Source organism: Micromonospora sp. NPDC002717, from assembly GCF_040295705.1.
Lineage (GTDB): Bacteria > Actinomycetota > Actinomycetes > Mycobacteriales > Micromonosporaceae > Micromonospora.
Map to the genome: position 1 here is coordinate 35,089 of NZ_JBEOVW010000038.1, position 21,326 is coordinate 56,414.

General features: G+C 75.3%; 21 protein-coding genes. 13 read left to right on the forward strand and 8 right to left on the reverse strand.

Annotated elements, in window-relative coordinates:
- The first annotated feature begins 37 nt into the window (after positions 1–37).
- The 5 genes from ABT006_RS31525 to ABT006_RS31545 are packed head-to-tail and all read left to right on the forward strand — an operon-like array spanning position 38 to position 4,881.
- Positions 38–802: a monooxygenase gene (locus ABT006_RS31525; protein ID WP_350712138.1), complete on the forward strand. Its 765-nt coding sequence runs from the start codon at positions 38–40 to the stop codon at positions 800–802.
- Positions 799–1,383, forward strand: coding sequence for a GNAT family N-acetyltransferase (locus tag ABT006_RS31530; protein ID WP_350712119.1), 585 nt, complete (start codon positions 799–801; stop codon positions 1,381–1,383). The genes ABT006_RS31525 and ABT006_RS31530 overlap by 4 nt, the downstream gene beginning before the upstream one ends.
- Entirely contained in the window at positions 1,380–2,258 is an 879-nt protein-coding gene (locus ABT006_RS31535) for a carotenoid biosynthesis protein (RefSeq protein WP_350712120.1), read from the forward strand. Before ABT006_RS31530 ends, ABT006_RS31535 begins: the two co-directional genes overlap by 4 nt.
- Positions 2,255–3,382 carry a glycosyltransferase family 2 protein gene (locus ABT006_RS31540; RefSeq protein ID WP_350712121.1) on the forward strand — a complete coding sequence of 376 codons (1,128 nt, stop codon included), beginning with the start codon at positions 2,255–2,257 and terminating at the stop codon, positions 3,380–3,382. Before ABT006_RS31535 ends, ABT006_RS31540 begins: the two co-directional genes overlap by 4 nt.
- Before the next feature lie 11 nt (positions 3,383–3,393).
- Positions 3,394–4,881 carry a phytoene desaturase family protein gene (locus tag ABT006_RS31545; RefSeq protein ID WP_350712122.1) on the forward strand — a complete coding sequence of 496 codons (1,488 nt, stop codon included), beginning with the start codon at positions 3,394–3,396 and terminating at the stop codon, positions 4,879–4,881.
- A 117-nt stretch (positions 4,882–4,998) separates the two neighbouring features.
- On the opposite strand, the gene ABT006_RS31550 is transcribed toward ABT006_RS31545, so the two are convergent.
- Both ABT006_RS31550 and metF read right to left on the reverse strand, forming a co-directional pair.
- On the reverse strand, positions 4,999–5,688 hold the full coding sequence (locus tag ABT006_RS31550) for a CDP-alcohol phosphatidyltransferase family protein (RefSeq protein ID WP_350712123.1): 690 nt from the start codon (positions 5,686–5,688) through the stop codon (positions 4,999–5,001).
- 44 nt (positions 5,689–5,732) lie between these two features.
- Positions 5,733–6,650 carry a methylenetetrahydrofolate reductase [NAD(P)H] gene (metF, locus tag ABT006_RS31555; RefSeq protein WP_350712124.1) on the reverse strand — a complete coding sequence of 306 codons (918 nt, stop codon included), beginning with the start codon at positions 6,648–6,650 and terminating at the stop codon, positions 5,733–5,735.
- A 419-nt stretch (positions 6,651–7,069) separates the two neighbouring features.
- On the opposite strand from metF, the gene ABT006_RS31560 reads away from it, so the two are divergent.
- Together ABT006_RS31560 and ABT006_RS31565 are read left to right on the forward strand one after the other, a co-directional pair.
- Positions 7,070–8,572, forward strand: coding sequence for an NsdA family TPR-like regulatory protein (locus ABT006_RS31560; protein WP_350712125.1), 1,503 nt, complete (start codon positions 7,070–7,072; stop codon positions 8,570–8,572).
- A 9-nt stretch (positions 8,573–8,581) separates the two neighbouring features.
- Complete coding sequence (locus ABT006_RS31565) at positions 8,582–9,664, forward strand: polyprenyl synthetase family protein (protein ID WP_350712126.1); 1,083 nt, start codon at positions 8,582–8,584, stop codon at positions 9,662–9,664.
- 151 nt (positions 9,665–9,815) lie between these two features.
- On the opposite strand, the gene ABT006_RS31570 is transcribed toward ABT006_RS31565, so the two are convergent.
- A complete protein-coding gene (locus ABT006_RS31570) occupies positions 9,816–10,208 on the reverse strand; it encodes an Rv2175c family DNA-binding protein (protein WP_393262817.1) in 393 nt (130 codons plus the stop codon).
- Positions 10,209–10,372: 164 nt separating this feature from the next.
- Here ABT006_RS31570 and pknB point away from each other — a divergent pair, with 164 nt between their 5' ends.
- Both pknB and ABT006_RS31580 read left to right on the forward strand, forming a co-directional pair.
- Positions 10,373–12,367: a Stk1 family PASTA domain-containing Ser/Thr kinase gene (pknB, locus tag ABT006_RS31575; RefSeq protein WP_350712127.1), complete on the forward strand. Its 1,995-nt coding sequence runs from the start codon at positions 10,373–10,375 to the stop codon at positions 12,365–12,367.
- A gap of 26 nt (positions 12,368–12,393) precedes the next feature.
- The gene (locus tag ABT006_RS31580) at positions 12,394–13,290 is read left to right on the forward strand and encodes a deoxyribonuclease IV (RefSeq protein WP_350712140.1); all 897 of its coding nucleotides are present in this window, start codon (positions 12,394–12,396) and stop codon (positions 13,288–13,290) included.
- Positions 13,291–13,453: 163 nt separating this feature from the next.
- Here the strand turns inward: ABT006_RS31580 and ABT006_RS31585 are convergent, their stop codons facing one another.
- From ABT006_RS31585 to ABT006_RS31600, 4 genes are all read right to left on the reverse strand, one after another.
- A complete protein-coding gene (locus ABT006_RS31585) occupies positions 13,454–14,485 on the reverse strand; it encodes a threonine aldolase family protein (protein ID WP_350712128.1) in 1,032 nt (343 codons plus the stop codon).
- On the reverse strand, positions 14,478–15,884 hold the full coding sequence (locus ABT006_RS31590; RefSeq protein ID WP_350712129.1) for a class II 3-deoxy-7-phosphoheptulonate synthase: 1,407 nt from the start codon (positions 15,882–15,884) through the stop codon (positions 14,478–14,480). Before ABT006_RS31590 ends, ABT006_RS31585 begins: the two co-directional genes overlap by 8 nt.
- A gap of 87 nt (positions 15,885–15,971) precedes the next feature.
- Positions 15,972–16,454, reverse strand: coding sequence for a hypothetical protein (locus tag ABT006_RS31595; RefSeq protein ID WP_350712130.1), 483 nt, complete (start codon positions 16,452–16,454; stop codon positions 15,972–15,974).
- Between the two features lie 233 nt (positions 16,455–16,687).
- Complete coding sequence (locus ABT006_RS31600) at positions 16,688–18,301, reverse strand: glycosyl hydrolase family 18 protein (RefSeq protein ID WP_350712131.1); 1,614 nt, start codon at positions 18,299–18,301, stop codon at positions 16,688–16,690.
- Positions 18,302–18,466: 165 nt separating this feature from the next.
- On the opposite strand from ABT006_RS31600, the gene ABT006_RS31605 reads away from it, so the two are divergent.
- Both ABT006_RS31605 and ABT006_RS31610 read left to right on the forward strand, forming a co-directional pair.
- Positions 18,467–18,961: a glutathione peroxidase gene (locus ABT006_RS31605; RefSeq protein ID WP_350712132.1), complete on the forward strand. Its 495-nt coding sequence runs from the start codon at positions 18,467–18,469 to the stop codon at positions 18,959–18,961.
- A 203-nt stretch (positions 18,962–19,164) separates the two neighbouring features.
- Positions 19,165–19,839 (forward strand): NADPH-dependent F420 reductase, encoded by a 675-nt coding sequence (locus ABT006_RS31610; protein ID WP_350712133.1) that lies wholly within the window; start codon positions 19,165–19,167, stop codon positions 19,837–19,839.
- 55 nt (positions 19,840–19,894) lie between these two features.
- Here ABT006_RS31610 and ABT006_RS31615 read toward each other — a convergent pair whose 3' ends face one another.
- Complete coding sequence (locus tag ABT006_RS31615) at positions 19,895–20,485, reverse strand: TetR/AcrR family transcriptional regulator (protein WP_350712134.1); 591 nt, start codon at positions 20,483–20,485, stop codon at positions 19,895–19,897.
- Between the two features lie 85 nt (positions 20,486–20,570).
- Here ABT006_RS31615 and ABT006_RS31620 point away from each other — a divergent pair, with 85 nt between their 5' ends.
- Together ABT006_RS31620 and ABT006_RS31625 are read left to right on the forward strand one after the other, a co-directional pair.
- Positions 20,571–21,020, forward strand: coding sequence for a nuclear transport factor 2 family protein (locus tag ABT006_RS31620; protein WP_350712135.1), 450 nt, complete (start codon positions 20,571–20,573; stop codon positions 21,018–21,020).
- Positions 21,017–21,235 carry a heavy-metal-associated domain-containing protein gene (locus ABT006_RS31625; RefSeq protein WP_350712136.1) on the forward strand — a complete coding sequence of 73 codons (219 nt, stop codon included), beginning with the start codon at positions 21,017–21,019 and terminating at the stop codon, positions 21,233–21,235. The genes ABT006_RS31620 and ABT006_RS31625 overlap by 4 nt, the downstream gene beginning before the upstream one ends.
- Positions 21,236–21,326: the final 91 nt, after the last annotated feature.

A 21,326-nucleotide genomic window follows, 5' to 3' on the forward strand; every position in this document is an offset into this window, starting at 1 on the left:
TCGAGCGGAGCGAGGCGGTGGCGTGAGCGAGCGAACCATCGGGCTCAGCAGCGGCACCGACGGCGTGGACGGCGTCCCGGAGCTGGTCACCCTGCACGTGTGGCGCACCTCCCGCGCCGCGCTGCCCCGGGCGCTGACCCGGATGGCGGTCGACCCCCGCCGGCTGCGCGCGCTGCCCGGCGTGCGGTTCGGCAAGCTGCTCGGCACCGGGAGCGGCACCGGCTTTGGGCCCGGCGACGCCGACCTGACCCGGTGGGCGGCGCTGACCGTGTGGGACTCCCCCGCCGCGTCCGCCCGCTTCGACGACTCGCCGGTGGGGCGCGCCTGGGCGCGTCTCTCCCGCGCGGCCGTCCGAGTCGACCTGCGCCCGCTGAGCAGCCGGGGCGAGTGGTCGGGCCGCCGGCCGTTCGGCGAGCCGCCCGGCGGCCGGGTCACCGGCCCGGTGCTGGCCCTGACCCGGGCCCGGCTGCGCCCCCGGCGGGCGGTCACCTTCTGGCGGGCGATCCCCCCGGTGGCCGCCGCGTTGCACGCCGCGCCCGGCCTGCTGGCCCGGTTCGGCGTCGGCGAGGCCCCGCTGGGCTGGCAGGGCACGGTGAGCGTGTGGCGTGACCCGGCGGACCTCGTGGCGTTCGCGTACCGTCACCCGGAGCACCGCGCCGCGATCATGCGGACCCCCACCGAGGGGTGGTACGCGGAGGAACTCTTCGCACGGTTCGAGGTGCGCGACGTGGTCGGTGACCGGGCGGTGCTGGGGTGGGTCGCGGACGGCGGCCCGGGAGCGGTGGAGGGTGCACGGTCATGAGGTTGGTGCGGTGGACACCGGACGATCTCGTCCGACGGCTGGACGACGTCGTGGCCGTCTACGGCGAGGCCATGGGGTACCGCACCGACCTGCTGGAGGCGCGGCGCGGCTACATCGCCACCCACGTACGCCGGCCCGGCTTCCGCGCCGTCGCCAGTCTGACCAGCGAGGGTCACCTGGCCGGCTTCGGCTACGGCTATCTCGGCGCCCCCGGGCAGTGGTGGCACGACCAGGTGTGGCGGGCGCTGCACACCCCGGCCCGGCAGCGCTGGCTGACCGACTGCTTCGAGGTGGTGGAGCTGCACGTCCGGCCGCCCGCGCAGGGGCACGGCCTGGGCGCGGGGCAGCTGCGGGCCCTGCTCACCCTGGCGGAGGGGACGACCACCCTGCTCTCCACGCCGGAGGCCGACGAGCAGCGGTCCCGGGCCTGGCGGCTGTACCGCCGGTTCGGCTTCGTCGACGTCCTGCGCCACTTCCGCTTCCCCGGCGACGAGCGCCCGTTCGGCGTGCTCGGCCGGGACCTGCCGCTGGAGCCGCCGGCACCCGCCCCGCCCGGCCGGGCCGGTCGGGCCGCGCCGTGACCCGGCGGCTGCCCTGGACGCTGCTGGCCGTGCTGGTGCTGGCGCAGATCTGCTACCCGCTGACCACCGGGGAGACCCGGGCCCGGCTGACCGTCGCCACCGTCGTGCTCGGCTACCTGCTCTCGGTCGGCCACGCGCTGCTCAGCCGGGGCCCGCGTACGGCGGCGGCGCTGGTCGCGGTGGCCACCGTCGGCGGATTCGCCATCGAGGCGCTCGGCGTGGCCACCGGCTTCCCGTTCGGCAGCTACGACTACTCCGGCGAGCTGGGGCCGAAGCTGGCCGGAGTGCCGCTGATCATCCCGCTGGCCTGGACGTGGATGGCCTGGCCGGCCTGGCTGGCCGCCACCCGGCTGACCGGCGGCGACGCCGGCGGCCTGCCAGGGCGCCGGGGTGACGCCGGGGGCCGACCGGGACGCCGGGGCGGCCGGTTCCCCGTCCGGCGGATCGCGCTGGCCGCCGTCGGGCTGGCCGCCTGGGACCTCTTCCTCGACCCGCAGATGGTGGCCGAGGGCTACTGGGTCTGGCGGGACGCCACCCCCGCGCTGCCCGGCCTGCCCGGCATCCCGGTGAGCAACTACCTGGGCTGGCTGCTCTTCGCCGTGCTGATGATGGGCGCGCTGCGCCCGCTGGCCGGGCCCGCCGTGGCCGGCACCGACGGGCGGGACCACCCGATGTTCGCGCTCTGGCTGTGGACGTACTTCTCCAGCGTGCTGGCCCACGCGGTCTTCCTCGACCTGCCCGCCTCGGCGCTGTGGGGCGCGGCCGGCATGTCGGTGGCCGCCGTGCCGCTGGCGTTGACGCTGGTCCGCTCCCGCCGCGACGACCGGATTCAGCCCCGTCAGCCGCAGCGCCCCGGCGTCGACGCGACGGCATGACCGTCGTCCTCGCGCTGCTGCTCGGCGTCGCCGCGTTGACCGCGCACACCCTGGTCAACGCCGGCCGCTGGCTGCGCCGCCCGACCGACCGGCCGGCGCCGGTCACCGAGCCCGTGGCGGTGCTGCTGCCGCTGCGCGACGAGGCCGGGCGGGTCGCCCCCTGCCTGCGCGCGCTGCTCGCCCAGCGGGGCGTGCCGGCGCTGCGCGTCGTGGTGCTCGACGACGGGTCGACCGACGGCACGGCGGAGGTGGTCCGCGCGGTGGCCGGCGACGATCCCCGGGTCACCCTGCTCGACGGGGTCGCCCCGCCGCCGGGCTGGCTGGGCAAGCCGCACGCCTGCTGGCAGCTGGCCGCCCGCGCCGATCCCACGGCGACCGTCCTGGTCTTCGTCGACGCCGACGTGGTGCTCGCCCCGGACGCGGTCGCGGCGGCGGTCACCGAGCTGCGCGCCGCGCGGGTGACGCTGCTGTCTCCGTACCCCCGGATCCTGGTGGCGACGGCGGCCGACCGGCTGGTCCAGCCGCTGCTGCAGTGGCTGTGGCTGACCTTCCTGCCGCTGCGGGCGATGGAGCACTCGCCGCGGCCGTCGCTGGCCGCCGCGGGCGGGCAGTTCCTGGTGGTGGACCGGGCGGGCTACGACGCGGCCGGAGGGCATGCCGCCGTCGCGGACAGGATCCTGGAGGACATCGAGCTGGCCCGCGCGGTCAAGCGGGCCGGCGGCCGGATCGCCCTCGCCGACGGCTCCCGGCTGGCCGCCTGCCGCATGTACGAGGACTGGCCGCAGCTGCGCGACGGCTACACGAAGTCGCTCTGGGCGACCTTCGGCCACCCGGGGGCCGCCGGCGCGGTGGTGACCCTGCTGCTCCTGCTCTACACCGCTCCCCCGCTGCTGGCGGTGGGCGCCCTGGCCGCCGGCACGCCGGCGGTGGCCGCCGCGGCGCTGGTCGCCTATCTGCTCGGGGTGGCCGGACGGGTGGTCAGCGCCCGGGCGACCCGCGGGCGGTGGTGGCCCGACGCGCTGGCACACCCCGTGTCGGTCGTGGTCCTCGGCTGGCTGACCCTGCGGTCGTACCATCTGCGGAAGCGGCGACGCCTGTCCTGGCGCGGCCGCCCCGTCACCTAGGGAGGCGCGGCATGGCGCGGATCGTGGTCGTCGGCGCCGGGGTGGGCGGACTGGCCACCGCCGCCCGGCTGGCCGCCACCGGGCACGAGGTCACCGTGCTCGAACGCGCGGACACGGTGGGCGGCAAGCTCGGCCGGTACGTCCACGACACCCCGGCCGGCCCGTTCCACTTCGACACCGGGCCGAGCCTGCTCACCCTGCCCGACGTCTTCCACGACCTGTTCGAGGCGACCGGCGCGAAGCTCGACGAGTACCTGGACCTGGTGCCGGTGGACCCGATCGTGCGGCACGTCTTCCCCGGCGGCGGCCCGGCCCTCGACTCGTGCGCCGACCCGGCCGAGTTCGCCGCCCGGATCGGCGCGGCCTTCGGCGACCGGGCCGCGGCGGACTGGCAGCGGCTGTGGCGCCGGGCCGCGCGGGTCTGGCAGGCGTCCCACCAGGACGTCCTGCGCCGCCCGATCGGCTCCCCGCTGGACCTGGCCGCGCTGGCCTGGCGGCTGGGCGACCTGGCCGCCATCGGGCCCGGCCGGACGCTGCGCGGGCTGGGCCGGCGGCACCTGTCCGACCCCCGGCTGCGGATGCTGCTCGACCGGTACGCCACCTACACCGGCGCCGACCCGCGCCGCGCGCCGGCCGCGCTGGTCGCCGTGCCGTACGCCGAACTGACCTTCGGCGGCTGGTACCTGCGCGGCGGGCTGGGCACGCTCGCCGACGCGCTGCTGACCCGCTGCCTGGACCTCGGCGTGGTCGTGCAGACCGGCGCCACGGTCACCCGGATCGACGCCGCGGGCGGCCGGGTGCACGGCGTACGCCTGCGCGGCGTCACCGCGCCGGTCCCCGCCGACGTGGTGGTGGCCAACGTCGACGCGCTGACCCTCTACCGGGACCTGCTGCCCAGCCCGCGCCGGCTGGCTGGGCTGACCGACCGCAGCCTGGCCGGCTTCGTGCTGCTGCTCGGCGTCGCCGGGGGCTCGGGGCTGGCCCACCACACCGTGTTCTTCCCCCGCGACTACGACGCCGAGTTCGACGCGGTCTTCGGCCAGCCGGGGCGCGGCGTGCGCGCCCGACCGGCGGCGGACCCCACCGTCTTCGTCACCGTGGCCGACGACCCGATGGTCCGTCCGGCCGGCCACGAGGCGTGGTTCGTGCTGGTCAACGCGCCCCGGCACGGCACCGCCGCCGGCGCGGTCGACTGGCGTCGGCCCGGCCTCGCCGAGGCGTACGCCGACCGGGTCCTCGACGTGCTGGCCGAGCGCGGCGTCGACGTGCGGGACCGGCTGGTGTTCCGGGAGGTCCGCACCCCGGCCGACCTGGCCGACGCGACGGGTGCCCCGGGTGGGTCGATCTACGGCACCGCCGGCGGCCTGCTCCGCCCGGCCAACCGGGGCCCGGCGCACGGGCTGTGGCTGGTCGGCGGCTCCAGCCACCCCGGGGGCGGCCTGCCGATGGTGACGCTCTCCGCCCAGATCGTCGCCGACGAGATCGGCCCCGCCTGGTAGGACCGGTGCGCGGGAGGGCACCTTCCCGACATCCGGGCGGCGGTCAGCACTGCGCGCGGGCGGCGCGCGGGCGGCGCGCGGGCGGCGCGCGGGCGGCACTGCGCGGGCGGCGCGCGGTCAGCCGGCGTCGATCAGGGCGCGGCGGACGGCGGAGAGGAGTTGGCCCAGCCCGAAGCCGGCCAGCAGCACCCAGACGGCGGTCGCCATGGTGATGGTGCCGGCCGCCAGGTCCGGCTCGATCAGCCCGGTCAGCCCGGCCAGCAGCAGCCCGACCAGGGCGACCGAGACCCGGGTGGGGCGCTCCCCCACGGTCACCGCGCCGATCTCCCGCATGCCGGCGGAGACGGCGCGGGCGCGCACGTACTCGTGCAACCAGGAGATCGCGCCGGCGGTCGCGACGAGCGCCCCGGGCGCCCCGATCAGCCAGAACGCGGCCAGCCAGGCGACCTCGCCGAGCCGATCGGCCAGCGAGTCGTAGACGTAGCCGAGCCGGGTGGTGCGGTTCGTGGCCACCGCCACCGCGCCGTCGACGCTGTCCGCCACCGCGGCGAGCAGCACGAACAGCGCCCCGAGGAAGGGGCCGTCCTGCGGCCGTACGGCGAACAGGGGCACGCAGGCGCAGAGCAGCACGCCGACCACGGTGACCGGCGTCGGGCCGACCCGGAGCCGGCCCAGCACGAACCCGACGTGGTAGGCGAACCGCAGCCAGGCGCGGACGACCGGGGCCGCCGCCCGCGGGTCGAAGCCCCCGTGCAGCCGGGCCCAGGCCGTGGCGTAGTCGTCCCAGTTCAGCTGTGTGCCCACCACGGATCAACCGTCGCAGCGGCGCTCAGGTGTCGCGGCATGTGCGGTCACACCCGCGCGCCGACCTGGAGGTTGCGCCAGACCTCGCGGGTCGCGGTGGAGCGGTTGAGGGTGATGAAGTGGATCCCCGGCACGCCCTCGTCGAGCAGCCGCCGGCACATCTCGCTGGCCTGCTCGATGCCGAGCCGGCGCACCGCCTCCGGGTCGTCGGCGATCGCCGAGAACCGCTCGGCCAGGGCCGGCGGGAAGGGCGCCCCGGAGAGCTGCACGGAACGCTCGATCGTGCCGATCTGGGTCACCGGCATCACGCCGGCCAGGATCGGGGTGTCGCAGCCGGCCGCGGCGACCCGGTCGCGCAGCCGCAGGTAGTCGTCGGCGTCGAAGAACATCTGGGTGATCGCGAACTCGGCGCCGGCCCGGCACTTGCGGACGAAGTGCTCCGTGTCGCTGGCCACGTCGGGCGAGCGCGGGTGCTTGTACGGGAACGCCGCCACCCCCACGCTGAAGTCGCCGGCGTCGCGTACCAGGCGGACCAGCTCCTCGGCGTAGAGCACGCCCTCGGGATGGCGGACCCACTCGCCGCCCGGGTTGCCCGGCGGGTCGCCCCGCACGGCGAGCACGTTGCGCACCCCGACCCCGGCGAGCCGGCCGATGACGTGGCGCAGCTCGGCGATGGAGTGGTCGACCGCGGTCAGGTGGGCCATCGGCAGCAGGGTGGTCTCGGTGGCGATCCGCTCGGTGACCGCGACCGTGGTGTCGCGGGTCGACCCGCCCGCGCCGTAGGTGATCGAGACGAACGAGGGACGCAGCGACTCCAGCTCGCGGATCGCCTGCCACAGCAGCCGCTCGCCCTGCTCGGTCTTGGGCGGGAAGAACTCGAACGAGAAGGTCGGCTGGTGGTCACGGATCAGCTCCCCGATCGCCGGCTGCGGATTGGGGAGGACCGAGGGAAGACCGAGCGCCACCCCACGACTCTAGCGGGCGGGGCACGCCGCGCCGGAGACCTTCCCACAGCGGGGGACGCCGGCCGCGCGCGGGCCGACGCGCCCCACCGCACCGGGACCGAGCGGCCGGCGCCGGCCGACGCCCGCCCCGCGACCCGGGCCGAACGGTCCGCGCGGGGCGGTGCCCGAGCCGCAGGGCGTCGACTGCTCCCCGGACCGGCCTGCCGGGAGACAGGTCGCCGGCGCGGGACGGCCCCGGGTCCACCCGGCCGGGGCCGGAAAGCGTCGTACCCCCGGAGTAGTCATGGTGCAGCGCGGGGCGGGCCGGCCGGAGGTCGACCTGCCGGGGGCACGCGCGGGGGTCAGCCTTCCACCGGTGACGCACGGGTCCCGTCCGGGCCTGCGCCGCCGCCCGCGCCGACGCCCCGCCCGGAGGACCGATGACGCCGCCCCCACCCGCTCCGCAGTTGCTCGGGCCGCTGCTCGCCCAACTCCGGTTGGCCCGGGGCTGGAGCCAGTTACGGCTCGCGGTCGAGCTCTGCGCCGCCTCCGCGGTGCCGACGCTCAGCCGGCACGAGGTCTCCCGGTGGGAACGGCAGCTGCGCGTCCCCGGCGAGTTCTGGCTCGGCTGGCTCGCCGTCGTCCTCGCGGTGCCGCTCGACCTGCTGGCCGACGCCGCGGCCCGCACCCGGCGCCTCGGTCCGCCGCCGTCCTTCGGCGGGTCCCGGTCCCGGGCGGCGCTGCTCGCCCTGGCCCAGCGCTGGCTGGTCGACCCGCGCGCCGCGCTGCTGCCCGGCGCGCCCGCCCGACCGACCGACGACCCGGGCGACGCCGAGGCCTGCCCGGCCGGGTCCGGGCAACCGGCCGACGACCGGGACCGCCCAGTCGGGTCCGACGCACCGCCTCGGGGCCCGGCCCGGCCGGCGGCTGCGGTGGTGGCCGACCGCCCCGGGCCCCACCCGGCCCGGCCGCGTGCCCGGCCGGTGCGGCTGGCGGAGCTGCGCCGGCTCGACGACCTCGCCGGCGGGGCCGACCTGGCCGGGCTCGGGGCGTACCGGCTGGGGCGGGCGGTGCGGGCGTTGGCGGGGTGCGGGCCGGCCGCGCGCCGCCGGCTGCTGCCCGAGCTGGCCGAGTCGGCCCAGCTCGCCGGCTGGCTCGCCGCCGATGCCGGGGACGCGGCCGGCGCGCTGGACGCCTACCGGTTGGCGTTACGCGCCGCCGCGACCGCCGGTGACCCGGCGTTCGCCGGGCACGTGCTCGGCTCGGCCAGCCACCTGCTCGCCGGCGTGGGCGACCCGGAGGGCGCGCTGGTGCTGGCCCGCACGGCGTACGCCGGGGCGCGGCCGTGGGCCACCCCCGGCCTACGCGCCCTGCTGCTGCACCGGGTGGCGCTGGCCGCGGCGGCCGGGGGTCGGGCCGGGGCGGCGCGGCAGGCGCTCGAGGCGGCCCGCCGCGTGACCGATGCGCCGGAGCCGGGTCGGGAGCCGCCGTGGCTCTACTGGCTCGACGGCCTGGAGCTGGCGGCGATGACCGGGCGCACGCTGGTCGCGCTGGGCCGGCCGCGACCGGCCGAGGCGCCGCTGCACGCCGTCCGGCAGCCCGGTCGCCCGCGCACCTCGGCGATCTACGGCGGCTGGTTGGCCCGCGGCTATCTCCAGCTCGGCGAGGTGGAGCGGGCCTGCGCCGTGGCCGGCGAGGCGCTGCTCGACGCGGTCCGCGCCGGGTCGCCCCGGGCGCTGGGCCACCTGGCCGAGGTGCGGCGGCGGCTGGCCGGGCACGGCGACGAGCCGGCCGTCCGGCGTTACCGGGCGCTGGTCGCGACTGCCGGCCCGTACCTGCCCCGCCCTGGGTCGCCGCCCGGACCGGGCGGCCGGCGGGGTCCGGCGACGCGCGCGGCGCGTCGGCCCCCCGGCGGTGCGACGGGGTCGAGCCCGACCGGCTAGCGTCGTGGGGTGACCCACGCTGCTCCCGTTTCCCCGGTCGACCGTGCCGGGCTGCGTCAACGCATCGACAAGGCCCTGGCCGAGTTCCTGGCCGACCAGCGCACCTGGATGACCGGCGTCGACGACGCCCTGATGCCGGTCGCCGAGGCGATCGAGGCGTTCGTGCTGGGCGGCGGCAAGCGGCTGCGGCCGGCGTTCGCCTACTGGGGCTACCGGGGCGCCGGCGGGGTGGACTCCGACCAGGTCGTCACCGCTCTCGCGGCGCTGGAGTTCGTGCAGGCCAGCGCGCTGATCCACGACGACCTGATGGACCGCTCCGACACTCGGCGCGGGGAGCCGGCGGTGCACCGCCGGTTCGCGGCCCGGCACCAGGCGGCCGGCTGGGGCGGCGACGCGAACGGCTTCGGCGACGCCGCGGCCATCCTGCTGGGCGATCTCTGCCTGGTCTGGTCGGACGGGCTGCTGCACTCCTCCGGGCTGGACCCGCGCACGGTCGCCCGCGCCCGGCCCGTCTTCGACGAGATGCGCACGGAGGTCACCGTCGGCCAGTACCTCGACGTGCTGACCCAGGCCACGGGCGACACCTCGCTGGAGCGGGCCGGCAAGGTCGCCCGCTACAAGTCGGCGAAGTACACGGTCGAGCGGCCGGTACTGCTCGGCGCCGCGCTGGCCGACGCGCCGGCCGAGGTCCTGGCGGCGTACTCCGGGTACGGGCTGCCGTTGGGCGAGGCGTTCCAGCTCCGCGACGACGTGCTGGGGGTGTTCGGCGACCCGGCCCAGACCGGCAAACCCGCCGGCGACGACCTGCGCGAGGGCAAGCGGACCTATCTGGTGGCGGCGGCCCTGGAGGCGACGGACGAGGCGGGGCGCGAACTGCTGCTCGGCGGTCTCGGCGATCCCGGGCTGGACGAGACCGGGGTCGCCCGGCTGCGGGAGATGATCAGCGACAGCGGCGCGCTGGCGCGTACCGAGCAGCGGATCGCCGCGCTGACCGACGCCGCGCTGGCCGCGCTGGCCACGGTCGACCTGGAGACCGAGGCCCGGCAGGCCCTGGTCGACCTGGCCATCGCCGCCACCCGCCGCACAGACTGACCGCGCCCCACCCACCCCACCGCCCGCCCCCGGCCCACCCCGCGCCGCGATCTTGCACGTTCGGCCCGCATTTTGTCCCGCATGCCGGAAATGCCGGGGCGCAAAGTGCAAGATCGCGGGGATGGAGGGACGGGAGCGGGGAGGGGGAGGGTTAGAAGCCGAGGGCTTGGGCGCGGCGCTTGATCTCGCGGGCCTGGTCGCCGGCGAGCGCCTTCGCGGGGGTGGCGCCGGGGAGGGTCTCGTCCGGCTCGTAGAGCCAGCGCAGCGCGGCCTCGTCGTCGTAGCCGGCGTCGGCCAGCAGGTTGAGCACGCCGGGCAGGTGCTTGAGCACGGTCTTGTTGGCCACCAGGTCGGTCGGGATCCGGCGGACGCCGTCGCGGCGCACCGCGATCAGCTCGCGGTCCCGGATCATCTGGTGGACCTTGCTGATCGACACGTCGAGGCGCTCGGCCACGTCCGGCAGGGTCAGCCAGTCGGCGGCGTCGGCGGGGCCGGCGGTCTCGGGGGCGGGCACGGCCCGGTCGGCGGGTACGGAGTCGGTCACCCGACCACCCTGCCATGCCCCGGCCGGGCGGGACCAACGGCACCCCGTCAAGGCGGCTGAGCAGGTCGGACAGGCGGCGCGAGCGCGACGGGAAGGCTTCCGTCGCAGCCCGGCTGTACCATCCTGTTCAACCTTCACCCTCCGGGCACATAGACTCCCTGCCGATGGACACACAGGTCGCCGACACGTTGCTGGGCTCGCTGATCGACGGGCGCTACCGCATCCGCGGTCGCGTGGCTCGTGGCGGCATGGCGACCGTGTACACCGCCACCGACGAGCGCCTCGAGCGCACCGTGGCGGTCAAGATCATTCATCCGTCCCAGGCGCCCGAGACCCAGGCCCGGGCGGCGGGCTTCGTGGAGCGGTTCACCGACGAGGCGAAGACGATCGCCCGGCTGACCCACCCGAACGTGGTCGCGGTCTACGACCAGGGCACCCACGCCGGCCTGCCCTACCTGGTGATGGAGTACGTCCGCGGCCGCACCCTGCGCGAGGTGCTCGCCGAGCGGCGGAGGCTCGACCCCGACGAGGCGCTGGCCATCGCCGAGCAGATGCTCGCCGCGATCGCCGCCGCGCACCGGGCCGGGCTGGTGCACCGCGACGTGAAGCCGGAGAACGTGCTGGTCGCCGAGGCACCCACCGGCGGCACGGGCAACCTCGTCGACAGCGTGGTCAAGGTCGCCGACTTCGGGCTGGCCCGGGCCGTCGAGGCGAGCGCCGACGACGAGAACGGCAACCAGCTGATGGCCACGGTCGCGTACGTCGCCCCGGAGCTGGTCACCGAGGGGCACGCCGACCCCCGCACCGACGTCTACTCCGCCGGCATCGTGCTGTTCGAGATGCTCACCGGCCGGGTGCCCTACGACGGGGACCGGCCGATCGACGTCGCCTGGCAGCACGTCGACCGGGACGTCCCGGCGCCGTCGACGCTGGTGCCCGGCCTGCCCAAGGTGCTGGACGACCTGGTCGCCCGGGCCACCCGGCGTGATCCGGGCGCCCGGCCGACCGACGCGGGCGCGCTGCTGTCCGAGGTGCAGGTGGCCCGGGACGACCTGGGCAACGCGACCACGCGTACCGCCGTGTTGCGCCGGGTGACCGACGAGCCGGCGGTGGCCCAGCCGACGATGGTGGTCGCGGCGGTCCAGCCGGCCGAGCGGCCGGCCTGGGCCCGGCTGCCCGAGGGCGCCGCTCCGCGGGCGGGCCGCCGCCGGGCCGCCGCGGCCGAGGAGGGCGAGAGCGTGGGGTCGCGGCTGTCCGCGCTGCGCGCCCGGGTGATGGGCGACCCGCGGGGCCGGATGGCGGTCATCGCCGCTCTCGTGGTGCTGGGCCTCGTGGCCGCCGGGGGCGGCTGGTGGTTCGGGGTCGGCCGCTACACGGTGGCGCCGCAGCTGGTGACCCTGAGCAAGGCCGACGCGGAGGCGCAGGCCGCCCGCGCCGGCTTCACCCTCGCCTACGCCGAGCCGCGCTACGACGAGAAGGTCCCGAAGGACGCCGTCCTGGCGCAGGATCCGGTCTCCGCCACCCGCATCGTCAAGGGCGGCACGATCACGCTGACCCTCTCGCTGGGGCCGGAGCGTTTCCCGGTGCCCGACGTGGTCGGCAAGGAGTTCGAGCTGGCCGAGGCGGACCTGCTCGACGCGAAGCTGGTGGTGGCGAAGGGCACCGCCCGCTACGACGACAACCTGCCCGCGGGCGTCGTGGTGGACACCAACCCGAAGGTGGGCACCGAGGTCAAGCCGGGCGACAAGGTCACCGTGATCCTGAGCAAGGGCAAGGCCCCGATCTCGGTGCCGAACCTGGTCGGCAAGAGCCTGACCGAGGCCCGGACGATCCTCGCCCAACTGGGCCTGGTGCTGGTCGAGCCGCCCACCTACAAGGACTCCGACAAGCCCAGGGACGAGGTCCTCGGGCAGAGCCCGGCGGACGGCACCGGGGTGGAGCGCGGCGCCAAGGTCAAGCTGGAGATCAGCAAGGGCCCGCCGCTGGTCCCCGTGCCCCGGGTCATCGACCTGCCGTGCCAGCAGGCCAAGCAGGTGCTGGAGAGCCAGCAGTTCCCGGTGGTGATCCAGTTCAACCCGAACGGCATCACCCGCTTCCAGAACCCGCCCGAGAACACGCAGGTGCCGCCGGGCACCCAGGTCACCATCGGATGCCTGTGATGACGACGAACCCGGAACACCACGAGATGACGGCGCAGGACGGGACGACGGCGCAGGACGGGACGGCGCAGCACCGGCCGGTCGGCTCACACACGCCCACCTCCGGCGGCCTGGCGAAGGCGGCCCTGCCGTACGCCGACGCGGCCGGCTCGCAGGTCGTGCAGGTCTACGTCTCCAACTCGCGGGGCTGGGCGTTGCCGGCCGGCGACCCCGCCCAGGACGCGCTGTTCCGCGACGGCTGCGGCGAGCGGGGCCTGCCGGTCTTCATCCACGCGTCGCTGCTGGTCAACCTCGGCTCCCCCACGGCCAACACGGTCGAGCGCTCGGCGGAGACGCTGGCCCACGCGCTGCGCCGGGGCCGGGCGATCGGCGCCGAGGGCGTGGTCTTCCACGCCGGCAGCGCGGTCGACGAGAGTCACGCCGACGCGGCGATGCGGCAGGTCCGCGAGACGCTGCTGCCGCTGCTCGACGAGGCGGAGGCGGCGGGCGGCCCGCGGCTGCTGGTCGAGCCGAGCGCGGGCGGCGGCCGGTCGCTGGCCTCCCGGGTGGAACAGCTCGGGCCCTACCTCGACGCGGTGGACCGGCATCCCTGGCTCGGGGTCTGCTTCGACACCTGCCACGCCTGGGCCGCGGGGCACGACCTGGCCGCCGAGGGCGGCATGACCGCGACGCTGGACACGCTGGTGGCGACGGTCGGGGCCGGGCGGCTGCGACTGGTGCACGCGAACGACTCGAAGGACCTGTGCGGCTCGACCCGGGACCGGCACGAGAACATCGGCAAGGGCACCATCGGCGAGCCGGCGTTCGCCGAGCTGATGGCGCACCCGGCCACCGCCGGCGTCCCGGTCGTGGTGGAGACCCCGACGGAGAAGCACGTCGGCCACGCCGCCGACATCGCCACCCTCAAACGCCTGCACCCCTGAGACGTCGCCCAGCTCCGCCCCCGGTCCGACGGGCCGGAGCTGGGCGGAGTTCGGCCTGCGGCGGCCCGGGCCCACGCGCCGCGGTGGTCCCCCCAGCCGCCCGGATCCCGGACGCGCCGCGTGGCCTCCGTAACGGCTCGGCCCCGCGTGCCCGCGCCGGGCGTCAGCCCCGGAGGATGCGGGTGACGACCTCGACGGCCCGGTCGATGCCGGCGTCGTCGACGTCCATGTGGGTGACCAGGCGGGCGACGCGGGGGCCGAGGACCGACACCAGGACGCCCTCGGCGCGGGCGGCGGCGGCCAGGGCGTGCGCGTCCAGCGGCGCCTTCGTCAGGTCCAGCGGCACCAGGTTGGTGCGGACCGTGCCGGCCAGCACCCCGAACGGGGCGATCGCCTCGGCGAGCCGGGCCGCCTTCGCGTGGTCGGCGGCGAGCCGGTCGACGTGGTGGGCCAGCGCGTACCGGCCGGCGGCGGCGAGGATGCCGGCCTGCCGCATCCCACCGCCCATCCGCTTACGGATGAACCGGGCCCGCTCGATCTGCTCGGCGCTGCCGACGACCAGGGAGCCGACCGGCGCGCCGAGCCCCTTGGAGAGGCAGACCGACAGGGTGTCGAAGAGGGCGCCGTACTCGGCCAGCGGCACGCCGTCGGCGACGTGCGCGTGCCAGATCCGGGCGCCGTCGCAGTGCAGCGCCACCTGCGCGTCGTCGGCGACCCGGCGCAGCTCGCGCAGGGTCGCCAGCGGGATCACCCCGCCGCCGCCCCGGTTGTGGGTCTGCTCCACCGCGATCGCGCGGGTGGGCACCGCCCAGTAGCCGTCCGGGCGGATCATGGCGGCGACCGCGTCCGGGTCGATGTCCGCGCCGACCGCCGGCCACGTCCGCGAGGAGATGCCGCCGTACGCGGCGGCGGCCCCGATCTCGTACGTCACCACGTGGGCGTCGGCGTCGCAGAGCAGTTCGTTGCCGGGCGGCACCAGCAGTTGCAGGGCGATCTGGTTGGCCATCGACCCGGTCGGGGCGAACAGCGCCGCCTCGTGCCCGAAGAGCGCGGCGACCTCGGCCTCCAGCGCGTTGACCGTCGGGTCCTCGCCGTAGACGTCGTCGCCGACCTCGGCGGTGGCCATCGCCTCCCGCATCCCCGGCGTGGGCCGGGTCACGGTGTCCGAACGGAGGTCGACGGGTAGATCAGCCACGCAGCATCTCCGCCACCAGGAAGGCCAGCTCCAGCGACTGCTGGGTGTTCAGTCGCGGGTCGCAGGCGGTCTCGTACCGGTCGGGCAGGTCGAGGTCCTCGATGCCCTGGGCGCCGCCGAGGCACTCGGTGACGTCCTCACCGGTCAGCTCGACGTGCAGGCCGCCGGGGTGGGTCTCCAGGCCCCGGTGCACCTCGAAGTAGCCGAGCACCTCGTCGACGATGCGGTCGAAGTGCCGCGTCTTGTAGCCGTTGGACGACTCGTGCGTGTTGCCGTGCATCGGGTCGCACTGCCAGACCACCTTGGCGCCGGCGGCGGTCACCTTGGCGACGATCGGCGGCAGGGCGTCGCGGACCTTGTGGTTGCCCATCCGGCTGATCAGGGTGAGCCGGCCGGGGATGTTGTCCGGGTTGAGCTTCTCGCAGAGCTCGATCGCCTCGTCCGGGGTGGTGGTGGGGCCGAGCTTGACCCCGATCGGGTTGGCGATGCGGGAGATGAAGTCGATGTGCGCGCCGTCGATCTGCCGGGTGCGCTCGCCGATCCACAGGAAGTGCCCCGACAGGCCGTACGCCCGGCGGTCGGAGACCCGCGTGAGCGCCCGGTCGTACTCCAGGGCGAGGGCCTCGTGGGAGCAGTAGAGGGTGACGGTGCGCAGGGCCTCGTCGTCGGTCATCCCGCAGGCGCGGATGAACGCCAGCGCCCGGTCGATCTCCCGGGCGATCGCCTCGTAGCGCTCGCCGGCCGGCGAGTTCTTCACGAAGCCCTTGTTCCAGTCGTGCACCGCGTGCAGGTCGGCCAGCCCGCCGGCCAGGTACGCGCGGAGCATGTTCATCGCGGCGGCCGAGTTCGCGTACGCCCGGATCATGCGCTGCGGGTCGGCGGCCCGCGCCTCCGGCGTGGCCTCCAGCGAGTTGATCATGTCGCCGCGGTAGGCCGGCAGCCCGCGCGCGTCGGTCGGCAGCGACCGGGGCTTGGTGTACTGCCCGGCGACCCGGGCGACCTTGACCACGGGCAGCGAGGCGCCGTAGGTGAGCACGATCGCCATCTGGAGCAGGGTGCGGGCGTTGGCCAGCAGGTGGCTCTCGGTGTTGTCGGCGAAGGTCTCCGCGCAGTCACCGCCCTGGAGCAGGAACGCCTTGCCCTCGCAGACCAGCGCGAGCCGCTGGCGGAGCTGGTCGACCTCGTAGGGCGCCACCACCGAGGGCACGGTGTCGAGCACCTTGCAGACCTCGGCCACCCCGGCCGGGTCCGGCCACGGCGGGGTCTGCGCGCGGGGCAGCTCCCGCCAGCGGTCCAGGCCGAGGGCCGCGTCCTCGGCGGAGTCGATGGTCGGGCGGCTGGTCTGCAGCCCCGGGCTGCCCACCGCGGGATGGCTCAGCTGATGCCACTCATGGCGCATGACAGAAAGCCTACGGCGACCGACCGGGCGACCGACCGGCGGAGGGCAGGGTTCCGGCAGGTGAGAGATGACTCACCGGAGCGCAGGTCAGGGCGTCGCGGCCGGAGCCGGGGAGTGGCCGCCCGGCGCCTCGGCGGCGATGCACCAGTCGGCGCCGTCGCGGGTGACCGTGAACAGCAGCGACCGGGCGACCGTGCGGGAGCCGGCCTTGACCGAGACCGTGGTGCTGACCTCCTGGCCCTGGGGGCCCGGGCGGATGTCGGTGATCTCGGCCTGGGGGACGGTGAAGTGGTCGGCGAAGTCGCCGTTCGGGCCGGTCGCGGCGGCGTCGAAGCCCTCCTGGAGGACGGCGCAGAGCTGGCTGCGGCCGGCCGCGACGTCCTTGGCGGTCATCGCGTCGAGGTACGCCTGCACCCGCTCCCGCGACTTGGCGGCGGCCTCCTCGGCCGGGGCCCGCCCGGGCTTGGTCGCCGGGTCCTCCTCCTGGCCGAAGCCGCAGCCGAGCAGGGCGAAGGGCAGGGTTCCCAGCAGCACGGCGCCCGCCGCCAGCCTCCCGTGCGTCGCGCGCATCGCCACCTCCGTCGCCGTGGACATCGAGCCCGTTGAGCGGCGAGTCTGTCACATCGACCGACGTGCCTGGCGGTCCGCCGCGCCCGAACCGGTCCGGCTGCCGCTTCCCGCCTTCGGCGGCGTCGGTCGCCGACGCCCGGGGGCGCGGGGCGGGTGTCAGGAGGCACGGCCGGGCGGGGAGGGACCGGTGCGTGGCCCCTCCCCGCCGGGTGGGTGGTGCGTCGGCCTGCGGCCTAGCCGAGACCGCCCTTGATGGCGCCGATCAGCTCGCCGTTGCCGGTGTCGCCGGAGAGCTCCCAGAAGAACGCGCCACCGAGGCCCTGGTTCTTCGCGTACGTCATCTTGCCGTTGATGGTCGACGGGGTGTCGTAGCTCCACCAGTTGCTGCCGCACTTGGCGTACGCGGTGCCGCCGACGGTGCCCGTCGCCGGGCAGCTGTTCCTGAGCACCTTGTAGTCCTCGATGCCCTGCTCGTAGGTGCCCGGGGCGGGCCCGGTGGCGCTGCCGCCCGGAGCCGCCTGGGTCACCCCGGTCCAGCCCCGGCCGTAGAAGCCGATGCCGAGCAGCAGCTTGTTGGACGGGATGCCCTTGCTCTTGAGCTTCTGGACGGCCGCGTCGGACCAGAAGCCCTGCTGCGGGATGCCGGGGTAGGAGTAGAGCGGGGAGTGCGGGGCCGTGGGACCCTGGGCCGCCCACGCGCCGAAGAAGTCGTACGTCATCGGCATGATCCAGTTCAGGTGCGGTGCGGCGCCGGCGTAGTCGGTGGCGTCGATCTTGCCGCCGTTGCTGCCGTCCGCCGTGATCGCGGCGGTGACCAGCGCCGCCGAGCCGAACCTGGTACGCACTGCGCTGACCACGTTCTTGAAGGCGTTCGGGCCGCTGCTGTCACAGGTGAGACCACAGGCGTTCGGGTACTCCCAGTCGATGTCGATGCCGTCGAAGACGTCCGCCCAGCGCGGGTCCTCGACCAGGTTGTAGCAGGACTCCGCGAAGGCGGCCGGGTTCTGCGCGGCCTGGGTGAAGCCGCCGGACCAGGTCCAGCCGCCGAAGGACCAGATCACCTTGAGGTTCGGGTACATCTTCTTGAGCTTGCGCAGCTGGTTGAAGCTGCCGCGCAGCGGCTGGTCCCAGGTGTCGGCGACGCCGTCGACGCTGTCCGCCGCGGTGTACGCCTTCTCGTAGTCGGCGTAGCTGTCGCCGATCGTGCAGCGGCCGCCGGTGGTGTTGCCGAAGGCGTACAGGATGTGGGTCAGCTTGGCGGCCGAGCCGCTGGTGTGGATGTTCTTGACGTGGTAGTTGCGGGCGTAGACGCCCCACTGCGCGAAGTAGCCGACGACCTTCTTGCCGCCCGGGTCCGGCGGCGGAGTGGTGGGTGGCGGGGTGGTCGGCGGCGGAGTGGTGGGCGGCGTCGTGGTCGGCGGCACGGTGGTGGGCGGCGGGGTGCTGCCGCCACCGCACGCCACGCCGTTGATCGTGCAGTTCAGCGGCGCCTTGTACGCGCCGGTGCCGTTGTAGCCCCAGCTGAAGGTGGCACCCGGCGCGAGCGGGCCGGCCCAGCTCTTCTTGACCGCGACGTAGTGGTCACCGGTGCGCGTGACGTCGGCGTCCCAGGAGCTGCTGATGCTGGTGCCCGACGGAAGGTCGAACTCAATGCGCCAGGTGCTGACCGAGGCGCTCGACCCGTTGGTGATGGTCACCCGCGTCTCGTGACCGGTCCCCCAGTCCTGCGCCTTGGCGAACGCGGCGGTCACGCTGCCGTCGCCGAACGCGCTGGCCATCGGGACCGTGGCGGCCGTCACCGCCATGACGGCGCCGACCCAGAGGGCCCGGCGGAGCGATCTCTTCATGTGGCGTCTCCCTAAACAGTTAGGAAACTTTCCAGAATGATGCTGCGACGCTACTCACGTCGTCATCACTTCGTCAAGATGTACATGTATCGATTTCCACTGGGAGCGTGGTCGGCTCCGCCCGGCCCCCGCGGCGCGCCCGGCGGCGACGCGTAACCTCGGCCCATGACCGTCTTCGACACCCACATCGACGCCCTGACCGGCGGCCCGGCGAACCTCGCGCAGCACCGCGGACGCGCGCTGCTGGTGGTCAACGTCGCCTCCCGCTGCGGCCTCACCCCGCAGTACGCCGGCCTCCAGGCGCTGCACGACGAGTACGCCGACCGCGGCCTGGTGGTGCTCGGCGTGCCCTGCAACCAGTTCGCCGGCCAGGAGCCGGGCACGGCCGAGGAGATCAGCGACTTCTGCCAGGTCAACTACGGGGTGACCTTCCCGCTGACCGAGAAGGTCGACGTCAACGGCCCCGACCGCCACCCCCTCTACGCCGCGCTGGTGGGCACCGCCGACGCCGAGGGGCACACGGGCGACGTGCGGTGGAACTTCGAGAAGTTCCTGGTCGCGCCGGACGGCACGGTCGCGGCCCGGTTCGCGCCGACCGTCCAGCCCGACGCGGCCGAGCTGCGCGCCGCGATCGAGAAGGTGCTGCCCCCGGCGGCCTGACCACCACCCGGCGCCGGCTCGGCTCCCCCGTGGACGGAACGGTGCCGCTACGCGTCCGCCGGACCACGGTCGGCGGTACGTTGGCGTACGGGCCACCCATCGCCGCCGCCGGCCGCGCCCCCTGCCGCCAGTGCGGCGACGGCGGAAATTGTCGACCGAACCGATAGGGAATACGGCCGCAACGAACGGAGTTGGGGACCGACATGACAACTGTGGGACTGATCGGCAGTGGACACATCGGCGGGACGCTGGCGCGGCTGGCGGTGGCCGCCGGCTACGACGTGGTGCTGAGCAACTCGCGCGGCCCGGAGACCCTCAAGGACCTCGTCGACGAGCTGGGCGCGCGCGCCCGGGCGGCCACCCCGGCGGAGGCGGCGGAGGCCGGCGACCTGGTGGTCGTCACCATCCCGCTCAAGGCGTACCGGGACGTGCCGGTCGAGCCGCTGGCCGGCAAGGTCGTGCTGGACACCAACAACTACTACCCGGAGCGGGACGGCGCCTTCCCCGAGCTCGACGCCGGCTCGGTCACCAGCAGCGAGCTGCTGCAGCGGCACCTGCCGCGGTCACGGGTGGTCAAGGTCTTCAACAACATCTTCTTCAGGCACCTGCACGCGCTGGCCCGGCCCGCCGGCGCCGCCGACCGCAGCGCGTTGCCGGTCGGCGGCGACGACGCGGGCGCGAAGGCCGACGCCACGGCCTTCCTCGACCGGATCGGCTACGACGCCGTCGACGCCGGGACGCTCGCCGAGAGTTGGCGCTACCAGCCGGACACGCCGGCGTACGGGACCATCTACTCGGCCGACCCGGCGAACTGGGAGCGCGAGGCACCGGCCGACGCCGCCACGGTGCGCGCCGCCCTGGCCGCCGCCACCCGCTGAGCACGCTGCGGCAGTAGACGGACGCCGACCGGCACCGACCAGCGGGCGGTGCCGGTCAGCGGGGCCGGGTGGGGGCGCCGAGCACGCGGAGCAGGCTGGTGCGGAGCGCCGCCGTCGCGTCCGCCTCGGACATCCGGCCGGCGTCGGCCTCCTCGCTCGCGGCGTGGCCCAGCTTGACGACCACCGCGACGAACCAGTCGGCCGGGAGCCGGTCGTCGAACTCTCCGGCCTCCTGCCCGCGCCGCACCACCCGCCTGAGCCGGTCCGCGACCGGCGCGTGGCGCTCCTGGTCGGCCCGCGGGCTCACCGGCACGGCGCTGATCGCCTGGAGCAGGCCGCGGTACTTCCCGGCCTCGCGGGCGCTGACGTCGAGCACGCGCAGCAACGCGTCGGCGGCCGGCCCGGTGTCGGTGTCGGCGGCGTCCATCGCGGCGACGACCTCCTCGGTGACCCGGTCGAGGACCGCCGTCAGCAGCTGCTGTCGGGACGAGAAGTGGGCGTAGACGGTCTGCCGGGTCACCCCCGCGGCCGAGGCGACGGCCTCGACGCTCGCGTCGGGATGGGCGCTGAGGAGCCGCACGGCCGCGTCCAGGACGGCGGCCCTGCTCCGCAGGGCGTCGGCGCGGCGTTTCGGGGACGAGGTCATCTCTTACATCTTGCCAAAGTTGTCCGGCATCCATATCTTACAAGCTGTAAGAGTTATTCCCCCCGCGCCGCGAGACGGGAGCGCCATGCGTCCACGCCATGACACCGACCCGGAGCAGTTCATCGCCGACTTCTTCACCTCCTTCACCGCCGACCTGTTGGGCAGCGACGAGGACGCCGGGCTGATCGTCGACCGCTACCACACGCCCGACATCGTCCAGGTCGCCGACGGGCACCGGATGGACCGGGACAAGCTGGTGGCGCACACCCGCCCGGTGCGCAGGAAGGGGCTCGACAGCCGCATCGAGGTGCACGAGGCGCTGGCGCACGGGGACCGCATCGCCGCGCGGTACACGCTGCACGTGGACAACCCGAAGCGGCCCCTCGCCATGGAGGTGCACTTCTTCGGACAGTTCACCCCCGACGGTCGGATGCGCCGGTCGCACATGCTCACCCGCGCCGTGCCCGCCGACCCCGGACCCGCTCCGGGCCAGCCGGCACCGCAGGCCCGCGACCTGCCGACGGAGTCGGCATGAGCACCGCCTCCTGGGCCGTGAGCGGCATGGCCTGCGGGCACTGCGCGGCCTTCGTCACCGAGGAGATCGAGCGTCTGCGGGGCGTCACCGCCGTGGCGGTGGACGTCGAGGCCGGCACGGTCACGGTGACCAGCGACAGGGTTCTCGCCGTCGCCGAGGTGCGCGCCGCCGTCGAGGAAGCGGGCTACGAGCTCAGCGACCCACTCCCGGATTGACATCCTCTCTGCCCTAAAGGACGGAGATTCCCTCCACGCTGCGCGTGGAACACGCGGCGTCCGGGTGGGTTCCCGCTTCCCTGCGCGCCGC

What these genes read in the sequence shown, in the direction of transcription:
- ABT006_RS31580 (WP_350712140.1), top strand. Translation starts at nt 12,394, where the DNA reads ATGACGGCGCAGGACGGGACGACGGCGCAGGACGGGACGGCGCAGCAC.
- ABT006_RS31600 (WP_350712131.1), bottom strand. Translation starts at nt 18,301, where the DNA reads ATGAAGAGATCGCTCCGCCGGGCCCTCTGGGTCGGCGCCGTCATGGCG.
- ABT006_RS31560 (WP_350712125.1), top strand. Translation starts at nt 7,070, where the DNA reads ATGACGCCGCCCCCACCCGCTCCGCAGTTGCTCGGGCCGCTGCTCGCC.
- ABT006_RS31610 (WP_350712133.1), top strand. Translation starts at nt 19,165, where the DNA reads ATGACAACTGTGGGACTGATCGGCAGTGGACACATCGGCGGGACGCTG.
- ABT006_RS31545 (WP_350712122.1), top strand. Translation starts at nt 3,394, where the DNA reads ATGGCGCGGATCGTGGTCGTCGGCGCCGGGGTGGGCGGACTGGCCACC.
- ABT006_RS31530 (WP_350712119.1), top strand. Translation starts at nt 799, where the DNA reads ATGAGGTTGGTGCGGTGGACACCGGACGATCTCGTCCGACGGCTGGAC.
- ABT006_RS31625 (WP_350712136.1), top strand. Translation starts at nt 21,017, where the DNA reads ATGAGCACCGCCTCCTGGGCCGTGAGCGGCATGGCCTGCGGGCACTGC.
- ABT006_RS31620 (WP_350712135.1), top strand. Translation starts at nt 20,571, where the DNA reads ATGCGTCCACGCCATGACACCGACCCGGAGCAGTTCATCGCCGACTTC.
- ABT006_RS31540 (WP_350712121.1), top strand. Translation starts at nt 2,255, where the DNA reads ATGACCGTCGTCCTCGCGCTGCTGCTCGGCGTCGCCGCGTTGACCGCG.
- pknB (WP_350712127.1), top strand. Translation starts at nt 10,373, where the DNA reads ATGGACACACAGGTCGCCGACACGTTGCTGGGCTCGCTGATCGACGGG.
- ABT006_RS31615 (WP_350712134.1), bottom strand. Translation starts at nt 20,485, where the DNA reads ATGACCTCGTCCCCGAAACGCCGCGCCGACGCCCTGCGGAGCAGGGCC.
- ABT006_RS31605 (WP_350712132.1), top strand. Translation starts at nt 18,467, where the DNA reads ATGACCGTCTTCGACACCCACATCGACGCCCTGACCGGCGGCCCGGCG.
- ABT006_RS31590 (WP_350712129.1), bottom strand. Translation starts at nt 15,884, where the DNA reads ATGCGCCATGAGTGGCATCAGCTGAGCCATCCCGCGGTGGGCAGCCCG.
- ABT006_RS31595 (WP_350712130.1), bottom strand. Translation starts at nt 16,454, where the DNA reads ATGCGCGCGACGCACGGGAGGCTGGCGGCGGGCGCCGTGCTGCTGGGA.